At 69.4% G+C, this 16,500-nt stretch carries 17 protein-coding genes; 8 read left to right on the forward strand and 9 right to left on the reverse strand.

Annotation, left to right across the window (positions count from 1 at the left end; genetic code table 11):
* Nucleotides 1-11 precede the first annotated feature (11 nt).
* Nucleotides 12-839: an aminotransferase class IV gene (locus FOJ82_RS06210; protein WP_143937600.1), complete on the forward strand. Its 828-nt coding sequence runs from the start codon at nt 12-14 to the stop codon at nt 837-839.
* On the opposite strand, the gene FOJ82_RS06215 is transcribed toward FOJ82_RS06210, so the two are convergent.
* Complete coding sequence (locus tag FOJ82_RS06215; RefSeq protein WP_143937601.1) at nt 814-1,569, reverse strand: ABC transporter permease; 756 nt, start codon at nt 1,567-1,569, stop codon at nt 814-816. The genes FOJ82_RS06210 and FOJ82_RS06215 overlap by 26 nt on opposite strands.
* Nucleotides 1,566-2,546, reverse strand: a complete 981-nt coding sequence (locus FOJ82_RS06220) for an ATP-binding cassette domain-containing protein (protein ID WP_143937602.1) — start codon at nt 2,544-2,546, stop codon at nt 1,566-1,568. Before FOJ82_RS06220 ends, FOJ82_RS06215 begins: the two co-directional genes overlap by 4 nt.
* Nucleotides 2,547-2,642: 96 nt before the next feature.
* Between FOJ82_RS06220 and FOJ82_RS06225 the strand changes: the two genes are divergently transcribed.
* Nucleotides 2,643-3,593 (forward strand): helix-turn-helix transcriptional regulator, encoded by a 951-nt coding sequence (locus FOJ82_RS06225; RefSeq protein WP_143937603.1) that lies wholly within the window; start codon nt 2,643-2,645, stop codon nt 3,591-3,593.
* A gap of 10 nt (nt 3,594-3,603) precedes the next feature.
* On the opposite strand, the gene phoH2 is transcribed toward FOJ82_RS06225, so the two are convergent.
* Nucleotides 3,604-4,941 carry an RNA 5'-3' helicase PhoH2 gene (gene phoH2, locus FOJ82_RS06230; protein WP_143937604.1) on the reverse strand — a complete coding sequence of 446 codons (1,338 nt, stop codon included), beginning with the start codon at nt 4,939-4,941 and terminating at the stop codon, nt 3,604-3,606.
* 216 nt (nt 4,942-5,157) lie between these two features.
* Here phoH2 and FOJ82_RS06235 point away from each other — a divergent pair, with 216 nt between their 5' ends.
* Complete coding sequence (locus FOJ82_RS06235) at nt 5,158-6,327, forward strand: acyl-CoA dehydrogenase family protein (RefSeq protein ID WP_143937605.1); 1,170 nt, start codon at nt 5,158-5,160, stop codon at nt 6,325-6,327.
* On the opposite strand, the gene FOJ82_RS06240 is transcribed toward FOJ82_RS06235, so the two are convergent.
* Together FOJ82_RS06240 and trhA are read right to left on the reverse strand one after the other, a co-directional pair.
* Nucleotides 6,328-6,987, reverse strand: a complete 660-nt coding sequence (locus tag FOJ82_RS06240; protein ID WP_143937606.1) for a PIG-L deacetylase family protein — start codon at nt 6,985-6,987, stop codon at nt 6,328-6,330.
* A gap of 45 nt (nt 6,988-7,032) precedes the next feature.
* Nucleotides 7,033-7,680, reverse strand: coding sequence for a PAQR family membrane homeostasis protein TrhA (trhA, locus tag FOJ82_RS06245; protein WP_143937983.1), 648 nt, complete (start codon nt 7,678-7,680; stop codon nt 7,033-7,035).
* A 126-nt stretch (nt 7,681-7,806) separates the two neighbouring features.
* On the opposite strand from trhA, the gene FOJ82_RS06250 reads away from it, so the two are divergent.
* Together FOJ82_RS06250 and FOJ82_RS06255 are read left to right on the forward strand one after the other, a co-directional pair.
* Nucleotides 7,807-8,607, forward strand: coding sequence for an isoprenyl transferase (locus tag FOJ82_RS06250; protein ID WP_143937607.1), 801 nt, complete (start codon nt 7,807-7,809; stop codon nt 8,605-8,607).
* A 44-nt stretch (nt 8,608-8,651) separates the two neighbouring features.
* Entirely contained in the window at nt 8,652-9,206 is a 555-nt protein-coding gene (locus tag FOJ82_RS06255) for a DUF4245 domain-containing protein (RefSeq protein WP_143937608.1), read from the forward strand.
* Here the strand turns inward: FOJ82_RS06255 and FOJ82_RS06260 are convergent.
* Entirely contained in the window at nt 9,203-9,406 is a 204-nt protein-coding gene (locus tag FOJ82_RS06260; protein WP_143937609.1) for an exodeoxyribonuclease VII small subunit, read from the reverse strand. The two genes, FOJ82_RS06255 and FOJ82_RS06260, sit on opposite strands and share 4 nt — an antisense overlap.
* Nucleotides 9,399-10,622, reverse strand: coding sequence for an exodeoxyribonuclease VII large subunit (gene xseA / locus FOJ82_RS06265; protein ID WP_143937610.1), 1,224 nt, complete (start codon nt 10,620-10,622; stop codon nt 9,399-9,401). Before xseA ends, FOJ82_RS06260 begins: the two co-directional genes overlap by 8 nt.
* Before the next feature lie 52 nt (nt 10,623-10,674).
* Between xseA and FOJ82_RS06270 the strand changes: the two genes are divergently transcribed.
* From FOJ82_RS06270 to FOJ82_RS06280, 3 genes are read left to right on the forward strand one after another with little or no spacing between them, the layout of a single operon-like run.
* Nucleotides 10,675-11,442 (forward strand): YwiC-like family protein, encoded by a 768-nt coding sequence (locus tag FOJ82_RS06270; RefSeq protein ID WP_185975654.1) that lies wholly within the window; start codon nt 10,675-10,677, stop codon nt 11,440-11,442.
* A gap of 30 nt (nt 11,443-11,472) precedes the next feature.
* A complete protein-coding gene (locus FOJ82_RS06275) occupies nt 11,473-12,450 on the forward strand; it encodes a 4-hydroxy-3-methylbut-2-enyl diphosphate reductase (protein WP_143937612.1) in 978 nt (325 codons plus the stop codon).
* 21 nt (nt 12,451-12,471) lie between these two features.
* Nucleotides 12,472-13,695: a pyridoxal phosphate-dependent aminotransferase gene (locus FOJ82_RS06280; RefSeq protein ID WP_143937613.1), complete on the forward strand. Its 1,224-nt coding sequence runs from the start codon at nt 12,472-12,474 to the stop codon at nt 13,693-13,695.
* Here FOJ82_RS06280 and ilvA read toward each other — a convergent pair.
* Together ilvA and FOJ82_RS06290 are read right to left on the reverse strand one after the other, a co-directional pair.
* Nucleotides 13,679-14,947, reverse strand: coding sequence for a threonine ammonia-lyase IlvA (ilvA, locus tag FOJ82_RS06285; protein WP_143937614.1), 1,269 nt, complete (start codon nt 14,945-14,947; stop codon nt 13,679-13,681). The genes FOJ82_RS06280 and ilvA overlap by 17 nt on opposite strands.
* On the reverse strand, nt 14,944-16,473 hold the full coding sequence (locus tag FOJ82_RS06290; protein WP_246099780.1) for a DNA recombination protein RmuC: 1,530 nt from the start codon (nt 16,471-16,473) through the stop codon (nt 14,944-14,946). Before FOJ82_RS06290 ends, ilvA begins: the two co-directional genes overlap by 4 nt.
* Between the last annotated feature and the right edge of the window lie 27 nt (nt 16,474-16,500).

A 16,500-nucleotide genomic window follows, 5' to 3' on the forward strand; every position in this document is an offset into this window, starting at 1 on the left:
TATGGTGGGGCATGCTGATCTGGATCGATGACGAAGTGGTCGACGGCGCTGACGCCGTCGTGAGCGTGCACGACCATGGCCTCACCGTCGGTGACGGGGTGTTCGAGGTGGTCAAGGCCCCGGGGCTGGCGCCATTCGCACTCGAGGCGCACCTGCGTCGGCTGGTCACCTCGTCGCAGCGGATGGGACTTCCGCTGCCCGACGTGGACGTCGTCGGGGCGGCCGTCACGCGGTTGCTCGAGGCCCATCCCGGCCCCGACGCGCAGTTGCGCATCACGTGGACCGCCGGCGACGGGCCCCAGGGGTCGGATCGCGCGCGGGAAGGCAGCCCGCGCCTGGTCGTCTCGGCCGGTCCCATGCGCAGGCGCGACGCCGCTGAGAGCCTCGCAGTGATGCCGTGGGTGCGCAACGAGCGCGGCGCGATGGCCGGGGTGAAGACCACCTCCTACGCCGAGAACGTGGTGTCCCTGGCCCGCGCGCACGCCGCCGGGGCGGGTGAGGCAGTCTTCGCCGACACCCGGGGCCGGCTCTGCGAGGGCACCGGCAGCAATGTCTTCGTCGTCCGGGGCGGCCGCATCACGACGCCCACCCTCGACGTCGGCTGCCTCGCCGGCATCACGCGCGCACTGGTGCTCGAGTGGAGCGGGGCGGAGGAGGAGGACATGCCACTGGAGGCGCTCGAGGACGCCGACGAGGTCTTCCTGACCTCCACCACCCGCGACGTCCAGGCGGTCACCCGGATCGTGTGGCCGGACGGCCGGGAGCGCGAACTCCCGGCCGGGCCACTCACGGGCGAGGTGGCGCAGGGGTGGGCTAGTCGCTACGCCGCATCGACCTGATCCCCAGCCACAACCCGAGGGCGGCGGTCAGGCCGGCGGCGACGAACCCCCACACGACGGCGGGGGAGCCGAAGTCCCCGGCGAACAGTGCGCGCTCCGCCTCGACCACGTGGGTCAGCGGGTTCACCCGCGCCGCCACCTGCATCCATCCGGGCCCGCCCTCCAGCGGCAGCAGCATCCCGGACAGGATCATCAGCGGGAACAGGAACGTCTGCTGCACGGCCCAGAACATCCAGTCCTGCTTGCGGACCGCGATGGCAAGGGCGTAGCTGAGCGAGCTGATGCCCACGCCCAGGACGGCGAGCAGCACCAGGCCGGCGACGGCGCCCGGCAGGCTGAACCGGAAACCGAACGGCAGCATCACCAGCACCACCAGCAAGGCCTGTGCCACCAGTGTGATGAGCTCCTTCATCGCGCGGCCCACCAGCAACGACGAGCGGCTGAGCGGGGTCACCAGCATCCGTTCGTGCGCCCCGGTCTGCATCTCGTAGAGCAGGTTGGAGCCCACCGCGCTGGAGCCGAACAGGGAGATCATCGCCAGGATGGCCGGGACGAACCACTGCCAGACCTGTCCGGGGAGTTCGTCGCCCAGGTTCCCGGCCAGCAGGGGCCCGAACAGCGCCAGGAAGAAGATCGGCTGGACGAGGCTGAAGATGATGGAGAAGGGGTCACCCAGCACGGGACGCATTTCCCGGGAGGTGACGATGGCGGTGTCGGTCAGGACGCTCATGATGCGGTCTCCAGTTCGGGGGTCGAGCCGGTCTCGCGGAGGCTGCGGCCGGTGAGGTTCAGGAACACGTCGTCGAGGGTGGGGCGGCGCACCTGGATGTCCGCGATGTCGATGCCTGCGGCGTCGGCCAGGTGCACCAGGTCGGTGACCCTGCTGGAGCCCTGCGCGATTCCCGCGTGCACGACGGTGCCGTCGACAGCCACCTCGCTGGTGGCCTCCCACTGCGTCAGGCGTGCGGCAAGGTGGTCGGCGTCGGGGCGGCTCCCCGCGGTGACCGACAGCCGGTCACCGGCGTGCCGCGTCTTGAGCGTCTCGGGGGTGTCGTCCGCGATGACTGCGCCGTGGTCGATGATCACCACGCGCTCGGCCATGGTGTCGGCCTCGTCGAGGTAGTGGGTGGTGAGCAGCAGCGTCATGTCCGTGGCCGCCCGCAGCGCCGAGATGTGCTCCCACAGGTTGGCCCGGTTGTGCGGGTCGAGTCCGGTGGAGGGCTCGTCCAGCACCAGGAGTTCCGGGGCGTGCATCAGGCCCATCGCCACGTCCAGCCGACGTCGCTGGCCGCCCGAGAGCTCGGAGACCTTGGTGCGCTCCTTGCCCGCCAGGTCCAGCCCGTCCAGCAACTCCTGGCCACGGCGCCTGGCCTCCGTGCGGCTGAGCCCGAACGTGATGCCTTGGTAGTACAGCTCGTCGAGGGCGCGCTGGCCGTGGCCGGCGCCGTTGCCCTGCCCCACGTAGCCGAGGCGGCGCCTAACCCGCGCCGGGTCCCGCGTCACGTCGAAGCCGGCCACGCGGGCCGTGCCCGCCGTCGGGGCCAGCAGTGTGGTCAGCATCCGCATGGTGGTGGTCTTGCCGGCGCCGTTGGGTCCCAGCACCGCGACGGTCTCACCACGTTCGACCCGCAGGTCGATGCCGCGCACCGCGTGCACGGTTTCGGTCCGGCTCACGAAGTCCTTCGTCAGCCCCTTCGCTTCGATCATCTCTGTCTCCCGCTCCTGCTCTGGTTGGGTTTGCATGATGAACGCTACGAGCAGTAGAGGACAGGTTCTGTCCGCTACCGATGCGAGAATGAAGTCATGTCGAATCCGTCCGGAAGGTTGCTCGAGCTGCTCTCGCTGCTCCAGGCGCGCAGGGACTGGCCGGGCGACGCCCTCGCCCAGCGCCTCGAGGTGAGTCCGCGAACGGTGCGCCGGGACGTGGAGCGGCTGCGGGACCTCGGATACCCGGTGCAGACCACCAAGGGCCCCGCGGGCGGGTATCGCCTGGCCCCCGGACTGGACCTGCCGCCGATGCTCTTCGACGACGACCAGGCCGTGGCGGTCGCCGTCGCGCTCCAGACCGCCTCCACCGGGCTCGCGGGGATCCAGGACGCCGCGCTGCGGGCGCTGGCCACGATCCGCCAGGTGCTGCCCGCCAGGCTCCGGCACCGTGTCGACGCCCTCCAGGTGACCGCACTGCGCCACAGCGGTGGCGCCGAGGAGGTGGATGCCGAGGCGCTGCTGCACATCGGGGCCGCGATCAGGGACCACGAGACCCTGCGCTTCGACTACGCCGCGAGGGACGGGGGCGAGTCAATGCGTCGCGGCGAGCCGTACCGGATGGTGGCTCGGGGCAGCCGCTGGTACGCCTTGGTGTGGGACCTGGACCGCAGGGACTGGCGCACTTTCAGGGTGGACCGGATGGGGTTGCGCACCAACGGTCCCCGCTTCGTCCCGCGCGAGCTCAGCGACGAGGAGGTGGCCGCCCACTTCGGCGCGGAGCGGGAGCAGCCGAGCTGGCCCGTCACCGGAAAGGTGCTGATGCACGACTCGGCCCGCGCGGTCTCGAGGTGGCTGCCCCCTCACCAGGGCAGCGTCACCCCCGTCGACGAGGGCAGCTGCGTCGTGGAGCTCGGCTCCTGGTCCCACGGCGCGATGGTGGCCTGGCTGCTGTTGTTCGAGACCGACTTCGAGGTGATCGAACCCGAGGGACTGAACGAGGCCCTGGCCGACGTCGGAGCACGTGTGGCCAGGGCCTCGCAGCGGTAGGGGGAGTGGCTCAGCCCTCGCCGAGCATGTCGGTGACCAGGGCCGCGATCTGGGAGCGCTCGGAGCGGGTCAGCATGACGTGGGCGAACAACGGGTGGCCCTTCAGCTTCTCCACCACCGCGACGACGCCGTCGTGCCGACCTACGCGCAGGTTGTCGCGCTGCGCCACGTCGTGGGTGAGGACCACGCGCGAGTTCTGGCCGACGCGGGACAGCACGGTGAGCAGGACGTTGCGCTCGAGCGACTGGGCCTCGTCGACGATGATGAACGCGTCGTGCAACGAGCGGCCCCGGATGTGGGTGAGCGGCAACACCTCGATCAGGCCCTGCTCGAGGATCTCGTCGATCACGTACTTGTTCGTGACGGCCGAGAGGGTGTCGAAGACGGCCTGGCCCCAAGGCTGCATCTTCTCGCCGGCCGTGCCGGGGAGGTAGCCGAGGTCCTGGCCGCCCACCGCGTACAGGGGGCGGAACACCATCACCTTGGAGTACTTGCGCTGTTCCAGCACCGCCTCCAGTCCCGCGCACAGGGCGAGCGCGGACTTGCCGGTGCCGGCCCGTCCACCGAGGGAGACGATTCCGATGTCGTCGTCCATCAGGAGCTCGAGCGCCACGCGCTGTTCGGCGGACCTTCCCCGTACGCCGAACACCTCGCGATCCTGCTTGATCAGCTTGACCTCGCCCGACGGGAGCTTGCGTGCCAGCGCCGAGGAACCCGGGGCGTGCAGGACCACGCCGCTGTGGACGGGGACGCCGTCGGCCTCCGCCAGTTCGACGGTGCCGTGCTCGTAGAGGGCGCCGACGTCGTCGGAGGTGACGTCGAGTTCGGTCATGCCGTTCCAGCCGGTCTCGAGCGGTAGCTCGTTGCGGTACTCGTCCGCGGCGAGCCCCACGGCGGCCGCCTTGACGCGCAACGGGACGTCCTTGGACACGAGCACCACGTCGTGGCCCTCGTTGCTGTAGTTGAGCGCTACGGCCAGGATGCGGGAGTCGTTGTCGCCCAGCCGGAACCCGGAGGGCAGGGCCGTCGGGTCGGTGTGGTTGAGTTCGACGCGCAGGTTGCCGCCGGCGTCGTTGATGGCCATCGGCGTGTCCAGCCGGCCGTGTTCCAGCCGGAGGTCGTCCAGTAGGCGCAGGGCGGAGCGGGCGAAGAAGCCGAGTTCGGGATGGTGGCGCTTGGCCTCGAGTTCGGTGATCACCACGATGGGCAGCACGACGTTGTGTTCCGCGAATCTGAGGACTGCCTTCGGGTCGCTCAGCAGGACTGAGGTGTCGATGACGTAGGTGCGGATCGCCTGCTCCGCTTCGGTGGGTGCGGCGACTGCCTGGTGATCGTTGACGTTGAGCACTGGTGCTCCCTTCGCAGGGGGCAGACCCTGGGTCTGACCCCCGTGGGTGGGTCAGGTGGCCTGGGTGGCTTCGATGGAGCGGTTCTCCATGGACGTCAATGTAACCCGCCGGACCCGTGGATCGGGGAGGAACCGCGAAGAAATCACACTGCTGTAACTCGGCGTTCATGTTCGGACCCGGGACCGGGTGATTTCCTGGGTCGTAGTCTCGGGGGCATGACTTACCCGCTGCTGTCAGACGAACTGCTGGACCGCATCCGCGAGCGCGCCGCCGGGCACGACCGCGAGAACACGTTCCCCACCGACGACCTCGAGGAGCTGGCAGCCGTCGGCTACCTCACCGCACTGGTGCCGAAGTCCTTCGGCGGGGGAGGGCTGAGCCTCGAAGAACTCACGCGTGAGCAGATGAGGCTGGCCGGGGCGGCACCCGCGACGGCGCTGGCGGTCAACATGCACCACGTCTGGCTGGGCGTTGCCAAGGTGGTCCACGAGCGCGGCGAGGACAGCTGTGACTTCATCTTCACCGACGCCATGGCCGGCGAGGTGTTCGCGTTCGGTGTCTCCGAGGCGGGCAACGACCTGGTGTTGTTCGGCTCCGCCTCCGAGGCCGCGCCCGACGGCGAGGGTGGCTACGCGTTCACGGGCACCAAGATCTTCACCTCCATGTCGCCCGGGTGGACCAGGCTGGGGACCTTCGGGACCGACTCCACTGGCGAGGACGGCCCGCACAACGTCTGGGGCTTCGTGAACCGGGACGCCGGCGGCATCACCGTCAAGGACGACTGGGACGCGCTCGGGATGCGGGCGTCGCAGTCGTGCACCACGGTCCTCGACGGCGTCGCCGCACCGGCGGACCGGATCGTGCGGCGGATCCCGCCGGGCCCCACGATGGACCCGTTCATCTTCGGCATCTTCGCCAACTTCGAGATCCTCCTCGCCTCGGTCTACACCGGCATCGCGCAGCGCGCGCTGGACGTAGCCGTCGAGGTGGTGGGTCGGCGCAAGTCGATGAAGAACCAGGGCGCCCCCTACGGCAACGACCCTGACATCCGCTGGCGGCTGGCTGACGCAGCGATCCAGCTGGACGGGATGTTCCCGCAGATCTCCCAGATCGCCCGCGACGTCGACGAGCAGGTGGACCGGGGAGCGCGTTGGCTGCCGCAGCTGTCCGCGGTGAAGTCGCGCGCCACCGAGGTGGCCAAGGACGTCGTGGAGAAGGCCATCCGCGCCTCGGGCGGCTCGTCCTACTTCAACCGGCACGAGCTGTCGCGCCTCTACCGCGACGTCCTCGCAGGGCTGTTCCACCCCAGCGACGACGAGTCCGTGCACGCCGCATGGGCCAACGTCCTGCTCGGCAAGCCGGTGGAGTGGCCCCCCGCGGAGTGACTACTTGAGGATGAACCCGACCCGCAGCAGACCGTCGTCGGTGGTGGCCAGGTCCTCGACCAGTTCGGTGGCCTGCTCGAAGGCGGGCTTGTCCGGGTTGAGCACCTCCAGGTAGACCTTGTGCTCGGCCAGCGAGGCGACGGCGCGCTGGACGTCCTCGGCCTCCACGTCCACGCAGTGCGTGCTTCCCGGCCCGTTCTCGAACACCCACCTCGGGTTGTGCTCGGCGCTGGCGACGGCGTCGTGGACGGCGTTGCCGAACTCGATGTGGTCCGACTGGTTCGGGATCTCCTCGGTGTAGTTGGGGCCCGTGTAGCAGGTGATCACCACGTCGGGTCGGCGTGCGTCGATCTCCTTCGCCACGGCGTCGCGCAGCGTCTCGTCGTTGCGGAGCCTGCTGTCGGGGAAGCCGAGGAAGTCGACCACCTCGACCCCGACGTGCGCGGCTGCGCGCTGCTGTTCCTGCTCGCGCAGCGGGCCGCACTCCTCGGGGGACATGCCCTCGATACCGGCCTCACCGCTGGTGGCGAGCACGTACTCGATGGTCTTGCCGCCCCGGGTCCAGTGGCTCACCGCTGGAGCCATTCCCCACTCGACGTCATCGGGATGGGCGACGAAGACCACGGCCTTGTTCCAGTCCTGTGGGAATTGGTTCGTCATGCACCAAGACTACGTCGCGCCGGCCCCGTGCGGTCCCGGGACGGGTCAGGAGATGCTGAAGACCGCGAGCGCGATCGCCACGAGGTGGCAGGTGGCGGCAAGGATGGTGCAGGTGTGGAACACCTCGTGGAATCCGAACCAGCGCGGGCTGAGGCGGGGCTGCTTGGTTCCGTAGGCGAGCGCGCCGAGGGAGTAGAGCAGTCCTCCGACGATCACCAGGACCACGACGGCGGGGCCGCCGTTGGCCCAGAACTGGCCCAGCCAGCCGACCGCCGCCCAGCCCATCGCCACGTAGAGCAGCGTGTAGAGCCAGCGGGGGGCGCCCAACCAGACGATGCGGAACAGGACGCCCACCACGGCGATGCTCCAGATCAGCACGAGCAGGAAGACGCGGGAGTCGCCCTCGAGAAGCAACAGCGACAAGGGCGTGTAGGTGCCGGCGATGAACACGAAGATGTTCGCGTGGTCGATGCGGCGGAACACGGCAAGCGTGCGGGCGTTCCAGTTGCCCCGGTGGTAGGCGGCGCTTGTGCCGAACAGTTGGACGGCCGAGAGGGTGAACACCCCGCAGCCGATCCGGCCCAGCAGCGTCGGGGCGAAGATGGTCAGGACGAGTCCGGCGACCAGCACCAGGGGTGCGAAGCCCAGGTGCAGCCAGCCGCGCATCAGGGGCTTCTCCGGCGTGGTGCTCATCGTCGTCCGTTCAGTGCTTACGCTCACGTAGGTTACGGTACCGTAGGTTGTCCCGGTCCGCCATGGCGAAAACGCTACCTGCGCGATCTTCGCGGGGGAACGGCGGGGCGTCGCTACCCTGTTGGCATGACCTTTCTCCGCCGCGTCATGGAGCGCGTGTGGCCGCCCAGATGGTTGTACAGGACCTACGAGACACAGCTGCTCGAGAACCTGGACCGGGCCCGCCTCCCCGAGCACGTCGCAGTGCTCGCCGACGGGAACCGGCGTTGGGCAAGGCTGAACGCCCCTGGGCAGCCCCTCGTCGTGGGCTACCGGGCAGGCGCCGCGAAGCTGGAACAGTTCGTCGAGTGGTGCGACGACGTCGGCCTGAAGGTGGTCACCCTCTGGGTGCTGAGCACCGACAACCTGGACCGGTCGACCGACGACGAGCTCCAACCCCTGCTCGGCGTCATCTCTGACCTGGTGGCGGACCTGGCGGCCACCGGCCGCTGGCGGGTGCAGGCCGTCGGCGCACTGGACCTGCTGCCGCCCGAGTGCGCGGCCAACCTGCGGGAGTCGGCGGCTGCGACGGCCGACGTGAAGGGGATGCACGTCAACGTCGCCGTGTCCTACGGCGGGCGCCACGAACTCCGCGACGCCGTGCGCTCACTCCTGGCTGACCGGGCCGCGGCCGGCACCACCCTCGACGAGGTCTCCCGCACCCTGGAGATCGACGAGATCTCCGACCACCTCTACACCAAGGGTCAGCCGGACCCGGACCTCATCATCCGGACCTCGGGGGAGCAGCGTCTCTCGGGGTTCCTGCTGTGGCAGTCGGCGCACAGCGAGTTCTACTTCTGCGAGGCGCTGTGGCCCGACTTCCGCAAGGTGGACTTCATGCGCGCACTGCGCAGCTACACCCAGCGGGAGCGCCGCTACGGACGCTGAGCGGCCGATTGGTCGGGTCCGCCCGAGCGTGGGACGATGGGCCAATGGCTGGCAGGAACAAGAACGCAGGTCCCCGCGACATGGTGATCTCGCTGTTGGTCCTGATCGTGCCGATCGCCCTCATCTACTGGTTCTTCACGATGGATCCCGAGCCCGAGGTGGAGCGGCTGGACTACGGCCCCGTGCTCTCGGTGGCCGAGGAGGAGTCGCCGTACCCGGTGCTGCGGCCGGTCAACCTGCCAGAGGACTGGGTGCCGGTACGGGTCGCGTGGGCCACGGACGGCGAGCCGTGGATCAACAACGAACCCGCTGAGGGGAACTCCTGGCAGCTGGGATTCATGGCGCCCAACCAGATCTACGTGGCGGTGCAGCAGCGCGACCGCGCCCCCGTGCAGTTCATCGGCCGGGTGACCCGCGACGGCGCCGCCTCGGGAGAGTCAGTCACCCTGGCGGGGCGGGACTGGGAGCGGTGGGTCTCCGAGGACGGGCGCTCCCGCAGCCTGGTCTGGCGCGACGGCGAACTGAGTGCCGTCGTGACCGGCGACACGGACTTCGAACAGCTCGAGGCGTTCACCGCGACGCTGGCCGAGACCGGCTAGTCCTGCTGCTCGCGTTCCTGCCTGGCCTTCGCAACGACGGCGCGGGCGGCGTCGAGGTGCCCCTGGCAGATCGCCGCCAGCTCCTCGCCGCGCTTCCACAGCGCCATCGAGTCGGCCAGCGGGGCACCACCGGACTCGAGCTTGCGGACCACCTCGATCAGTTCCTCCCGGGCGGCCTCGTAGGTGAGTTCCTCAGCCATTGCTGTCCTCCTCCGTGACGCCGACGACGTCGAGTTCCAGCTGGCCATCGGCCAGGTATGCGTTGATGCGGGTCCCGGGGTGTGCGTCGCCGACGGAGGACACGGACTGCCCGCCGCCGTCGACCAGGACGGCGTAGCCGCGCTCCAGGGTGGCCTTCGGCGACATTGCGCGGATGCTGCTGATCGCCGAGCGCAGGTCCGACTCCTCGTGGCGCAGCCGCTGCTCGATGCCGGAGGCCAGTCGGTGTCGCAGCAGTTCCAGCTTGTCCAGGTGCGCGCCGAAGGTGGACGTCGGGTCCAGCAGGACCGGCCGGGTGCGGACGTCGTCCAGCCAGCGCTGGGCCACGTCGAGGCGGTTGGCGAGGGCGCCGTCGAGCCGGTGCCGCGCCTGCGAGACGACCTCGGCCTCCTGGTGGAAGTCGGGCACGACGCGCTTGGCGGCGTCGGTGGGGGTGGACGCGCGCAGGTCCGCGACGAAGTCCAGCAGCGGCACGTCCTGCTCGTGGCCGATGGCTGAGACCACCGGCGTGGTGGCCTCAGCGACGGCGCGGACCACCCCCTCGTCGGAGAACGCCAACAGGTCCTCCAGGCTGCCGCCGCCGCGCGCGATGATGATCACGTCCACCTCTGGGTCCGCGTCCAAGCGCTGCAGCGCGAGCATCACCGACTCGGCCGCGTGCGGGCCCTGCACCGTGGCGTACGCGATGCGGAAGCGGGCGGGCCAGCGGTTCTCGACGTTGGTCAGCACGTCGCGCTCCGCGTCGGAGCCCTTGCCGGTGACCAGGCCGATCGTGCGCGGGATGAACGGGAGCCGACGCTTGCGGTGCGGCTCGAACAGGCCCTCGGCCTGGAGCTTGCGCTTGAGCTGCTCCAGCCGGGCGAGCAGGCGCCCCTCGCCGGCGACGCGGATCTCGAGGCACTCGAAACTGAGCGAGGAGTTGCGGTCCCAGAGGCGGGGGCGGAGCCGGGCGGTGACGCGTGAGCCCTCCGGTAGCGGCCCGGCGGCGTCGAGCACCAGCGCCGAGGCGGTGACGGAGGCCGAGACGTCGGCGATCCTGTCCCGGAAGGTCAGGAACTGCGTCGGGCCGCTGCGGCGCTTGATCTCGATCACCTGGGCGTCCACCCAGATCTCGCCCAGCCTGCCCACCCAGTCCTTGACCGCCATGACGACGCGGCCAAGGGGCTGCGGCTCCTCGGCCGAACTGTTCATCGCCATGACGGGTACCCTACCGGCGGGCACCGACAAACCCGTCGATACGCTGATCGGCATGAAGCGTGCGAAGGGCCCGGCAAGGGGGTGGCTCCCCAACCAGCACGGGGCCTGGGCCATGCTGGTGCTGCCGTGGCTGTTCGGGCTCGCCCACACCGTCGGTGCCGGACGGTTCCGGATCGAGCAGGGGGTCCTGTTCGCGTTCTGGTTGGTCGGTTACTTCGCCTTCTTCGCGGCGGGCCTGTGGCTGAAGTCGCGGTTCAAGCCCCGCTACGTGCCCGCGCTCGCCACCTACGGCGCCGGGGCCGCGGCGCTGGGGCTGGTGCTGCTGGTCCTCACGCCGAGCTGGTGGCCCTGGGTGTTCGTCTTCGCGCCCATCTGCTCCTTCGCGCTCTGGCTGTCCTGGCGGCGCCACGAGCGCGACGTCGTGTCGGGGCTCGCCACCATCGTCGCGACCTGCCTGATCCCGGTGGTGATGGGCGGCTGGTCCCAGGTGCCCGTGGCCGTCGCGCTCGTGTGCTTCGGGTACTTCTTCGGTACCGTCGCCTATGTCAAGACCGTGATCAGGGAGCGGGGCAAACCGGGCTGGGTGGCCTTCTCCGTGGCCTGGCACGCCGCGTGCGCCGTTGCCGTCGCGTGGGTCCCCGAACCGCTGCCGCGCTGGTGGCTGGTGGCGTTCTTCGTCGCCGTCGCGGTCCGCGCCCTGCTGGTCCCGCTGCTGGGCCCGATGCGCGGCCGGAAGGTCGACGTGAAACTCGTCGGTATCTGGGAGATCGTCACCTCTGCGGTGCTGGTTGCGGTCATGCTCCCGGCGCTGCTGGGTTGATCCTCACCAGCCTCGCCTAGACTGGCAGGCATGAACGCCCCCCAGACCAAGAAGCAGGTCCTCGTCGCAGCCCCCCGTGGCTACTGCGCCGGCGTGGACCGGGCCGTGATCACCGTCGAGAAGGCGCTCGAGACCTATGGCGCACCGGTCTACGTGCGCAAGCAGATCGTGCACAACCGGCACGTTGTCGAGACACTCGAGAAGCGCGGAGCCATTTTCGTGGAGGAGCTCGACGGGGTGCCCGAGGGCTCCACCGTGGTGTTCTCCGCCCACGGCGTCTCGCCGGCCGTGCACGCCGAGGCCGCCCAGCGCCAGCTGAAGGCGATCGACGCCACATGCCCACTGGTGACCAAGGTTCACCGCGAGGCCGTGCGCTTCGACAAGGAGGACGTGGACATCTTCCTGATCGGCCATGCCGGCCACGAGGAGGTGGAGGGGACCACCGGTGAGGCCCCCGACAGGATCACCCTCGTCGAGCACCCCGACGACGTCGACGAGCTCGACGTTCCCACCGACCGCCCCATGGCATGGCTCAGCCAGACCACTCTCAGCGTGGACGAGACCATGGAGACCGTGAACCGGCTCCGCGAGAAGTTCCCGCTCCTGATGGACCCCCCGTCGGACGACATCTGCTACGCCACCCAGAATCGGCAGCAGGCCGTGAAGCAGATCGCACCTCGGGTGGACCTGATGATCGTGGTCGGCTCGAAGAACTCGTCCAACTCGGTGCGCCTGGTCGAGGTCGCGCTCGAGGCCGGCGCCGGTGCCTCCCACCTCGTCGACTACGCCACGGAGATCGACGAGGCCTGGCTGGAGGGCGTCACCTCAGTCGGCGTCACCAGCGGTGCCTCCGTGCCCGACGAACTGGTGCAGGGCGTCCTGGCTTTCCTCGAGGAGCGTGGCTTCCCGCCCGCGACGGAGGAGCGCCTGACGGAGGAGAACCTGACGTTCTCGCTGCCGCCGGAACTGCGCCGCGACCTGAAGGCGAACACAGCCCTCAAACACTGATCCTGCTGCGATCATGGGTGGATGCGTGAGATCAGGCAGAGCCGCAAGCTGAAGGACGTCCGCTACGACGTCAGGGGCCCCATCCTCGTGGAGGCCGAGCGCCTGGAGTCGCTGGGGCACAGGATCCTGCGGCTGAACATCGGGAACCCGGCTCCGTTCGGCTTCGAGGCGCCGTCCTCGATCGTCGCGGACATCGTGCACCACCTGCCCGAGGCCCAGGGCTACAGCGACTCGCGCGGGATCTTCTCCGCACGCACCGCCGTGGCGCAGTACTACCAGAGCCATGGTCTGGTGGACTGCCACGTCGACGACGTCTTCATAGGCAACGGCGTCTCCGAACTGATCTCGCTGGTGCTGCAGGCCTTCATCGACGACGGGAACGAGATCCTCGTCCCCGCCCCGGACTACCCGCTGTGGACCGGGGCGGTCTCCCTCTCGGGCGGCACTCCGGTGCACTACCTGTGCGACGAGGAGCAGGGCTGGGCCCCGGACCTGGCCGACATCGAGTCCAAGATCACAGAGAACACCCACGCGCTGGTGATCATCAACCCCAACAACCCCACCGGCGCCGTCTACGACGAGGCGACCGTACGGGCCCTCGTGGACATCGCGCGCAGGCACGACCTGGTGGTCTTCAGCGACGAGATCTACGAGAAGATCCTGTTCGACGGCGCCGTCCACCACCATGCGGCCACCTTCGCCGGCGACGACGTGCTGTGCCTGACCTTCAGCGGCCTGTCCAAGGCGTACCGCGTGTGCGGCTACCGCGCCGGCTGGGTGATGGTCTCCGGTCCCAAGCACTTGGCGCGCGACTTCCTCGAGGGCCTCACCCTGGTCTCCAACATGCGGATGTGCTCCAACGTCCCCGCCCAGCACGCCATCCAGACCGCGCTCGGCGGCTACCAGTCGATCGAGGAGTTCATCGGCCCGGGCGGCAGGTTCTACGAGCAGAGCATGCTGGCGCACCGACTCCTGAACGAGATCCCCGGCGTGAGTTCGGTGAGACCCTCGGGTGCGCTCTACGTGTTCCCGAGGCTGGACCCGGAGGTCTACCCGATCACCGACGACCAGGCGTTCGTGATCGACCTGCTGCGCTCGCAGCACATCCTCGTGACGCACGGCACCGGCTTCAACTGGCCGGAACCGGACCACTTCCGGCTGGTGACGCTGCCGGACGTGGAGCTGCTCGAGGAGGCGATCGGCCGGATCGCCGAATTCCTCGAACAGGTCAGATCAGAAACCTGAAGAAGGGGCTCTCGGCCGCCACCACTTCCACCTGCATGCCGGACTCGGTGATGCGCTGGAGCAGGAACTCGTAGTCGCCGGGCTGTCCCAGCTCTACGCCCACCAGGGCGGGCCCGGTGTCGCGGCTGCTGCGCTTCACGTACTCGAAGTAGGTGATGTCGTCCTCCGGGCCGAGGACGTCGTTGAGGAAGCGGCGCAGCGCCCCCGGCTCCTGGGGGAACTCCACGAGGAAGTAGCGCTTGCGGCCCTCGTGAACCAGGGACCGCTCCACCACCTCCGCGTAGCGGGCGACGTCGTTGTTGCCACCCGAGACGATGGTCAGGACCGTGGACCCCGCCGGGATGGCGATGCGGTTGCCGACGCCAGCGGTCGGGAGCGCGGCGGGGGCCAGGGCGCCTGCCGGCTCGGCGATGATGCCGTCGACCTGGTACATCTCCAGCATTTCGGAGCAGACCTGCCCCTCGGGGATCCTGACCAGTTCGACGTCGGCCTCGCGGATGACGTCGAAGGTGTAGTCGCCGACGCGGCTGACGGCTGCGCCGTCGACGAAGGTGTCGATTTCCTGGAGTTCCACCGGCCGGCCCGCGGAGATCGCGGCGGCCACGCACGGTGCGCCCTCCGGTTCCACCCCGACGATCCGGACCGCGGGATGATTGCTGCGCAGCCAGGCGGCGGCACCGGCCATCAGTCCACCGCCGCCCACCGGCAGCACCACCACGTCGGGCACCCGGTCGAGCTGCTCGAAGGCCTCCACGATGGCCGTCGCCTGGCCGGAGGCGGTGAGCGGGTGGTCGAAGGCGGGCACCATCGTGGAACCGTTGGCATCCGCGAACTCCTTCGCGGCGCGGCTGGCCTGGTCATAGGTGGACCCGGACATGATCAGTTCGACGTGGCCCTTGCCGAGCTGGAGGATCCGCTGCCGCTTCTGGCGTGGCGTGGTGGTGGGCACGATCACCGTGCCGCGGATGCCGAGCACCGCGCAGCTCTGCGCCACGCCCTGGCCGTGGTTGCCAGCCGAGGCGCAGACCACGCCGGCAGCCTGCTGCTCCCGGCTCAGCTGGCTGATCAGGTTGTAGGCGCCGCGCAGCTTGTAGGAGCGCACCGGCTGCAGGTCCTCACGCTTGATCCAGATGTCCGAGCCGGTGGCCGCCGAGAGCCTCGCGTTGCGCTGCACCGGGGTGCGCGCGGCGATGCAAGACAACCTGCTCGTGGCCTCGGGTACCAGTGCTGCCAGTTCAGTCAGGGCGCTCATTCGCCCATTGTGTCACCGGTGCCCGTGCGCCTGCGCAGCTCCCTAACGGTGCCGAGCTCCAAGTCCGGTTCCTCGTCGAACAGCGACGCCTCGAGGGCGCGGCGCTCCTGTCGGTCCTGGTAATCGATCATCTCCGGCACGGAGATCTCGCGAGGGGTGGTGTCCACGGTGGGTAGCTCCTTGAGGTCCGCGTCCACGACGTCGAGGTCCTTGAGCTTGCGGGCGGAGACCATCACGCGCGTCTCCAGGGTTCCGACGGCCCGGTTGAAGTGGCCGACCGTGGTGTTGAGGGACTTGCCCAGCTTCTCGAAGTGGTCCCCCAGGGAGGAGATGCGTTCGTGGAGTTCCCGTCCGAGCTTGGAGACCTTCGCGGCGGACTCCGCAAGTGCCGCCTGCTTCCAGCCGTGGGCGACGATGTGGAGCAGGGGGATGAGCGTGCCGGGAGCGGCCAGCATGATGTTTCGGCGGGCGGCGTACTCGTGCAGGTCCGGCTGCTGCTCCAGCGCCAGGCGGTAGAACTCGTCGGAGCCGAGGAACAGGACCACGAACTCGGGCGAGCCGACGTCCAGGTGCCAGTAGTTCTTGCCGCTGAGGTCGTCGATGTGGCCGCGCACATGGCGGGAGAAGGTCTCCAGGTGCTTCTTCTGCTCGACCATCTCCTCGGTGTTGTAGGCGTCGAGGACGGCCTTCAGCGGAACCTTGGAGTCCACGAACACCACCTTGCCGTCGGCAAGGTTGATGCGCATGTCGGGGCGGAACCGGTCGCCGTCGGAGCTGGTGTAGGAGGTCTGGTCGTCGAAGTCGCACCTGGCCATCAGGCCGGAGATCTCGACGATCCGGCGCAGGCTCTGCTCGCCCCAGGAGCCGCGGACCTGCGGGGTGCGCAGCGCCGTGCTGAGGCTCAGCGCCTCCCTGCGGATGGTCTCGCCGGAGTCCTTGACCGCCTGCACCTGTTCCCGCAGTTCGGCGGCGAGGGTGGCGCGCTGCTTCTCGACGTCGTTGAGCCGGTCGCTCAGGCGGTTGAGGTGCTCCTGCAGGGGAGTCACCATCTGCTGGGTGGCGGCCAGGCGGTCACTGGCAGTCTTGTCCGCCTTCGCGCTCTGCGCCTCGAGCGACTGCTCCGAGAGCAGCTTGAAGCGGTCCTCCATCGCCCTGCGGTCCGCCTTCAGCTCCTCGGTCAGCCGCAGCGCGGAGTCCCGCTCCGCCTCGGCGGTGGCCCTGCCCGACAGCGCCGTGGTCAGTTCACTGCGGACCTCCGCGGTCTGCCGCTGCGCCTCGACCGCCGCCGTGCGCAGGTCTGCCATCTGCGTCAGGTGGCCGGCCAGTTCGGAGCGGACGATCGCAGCCTCCTCGCGGGCGCGGCTGGCCTCGGAGCGGGCGGTCTGGGCATCGAGCCTGGCATCCGAGAGCACCTTCTCCTGCTCGGCCGTGGCCTCGGCCACACGGGTGCGTCGTGCCAGCACGTGGCCGGCGAGGGCGCCCAGCAGTGCCGCGACGATGCTGACGATGATGCCTGTGGTGGTCATGTGTCCACCATTTCAGGAGCCACCGAC

This window comes from Tessaracoccus rhinocerotis, from assembly GCF_007197885.1.
Lineage (GTDB): Bacteria > Actinomycetota > Actinomycetes > Propionibacteriales > Propionibacteriaceae > Arachnia > Arachnia rhinocerotis.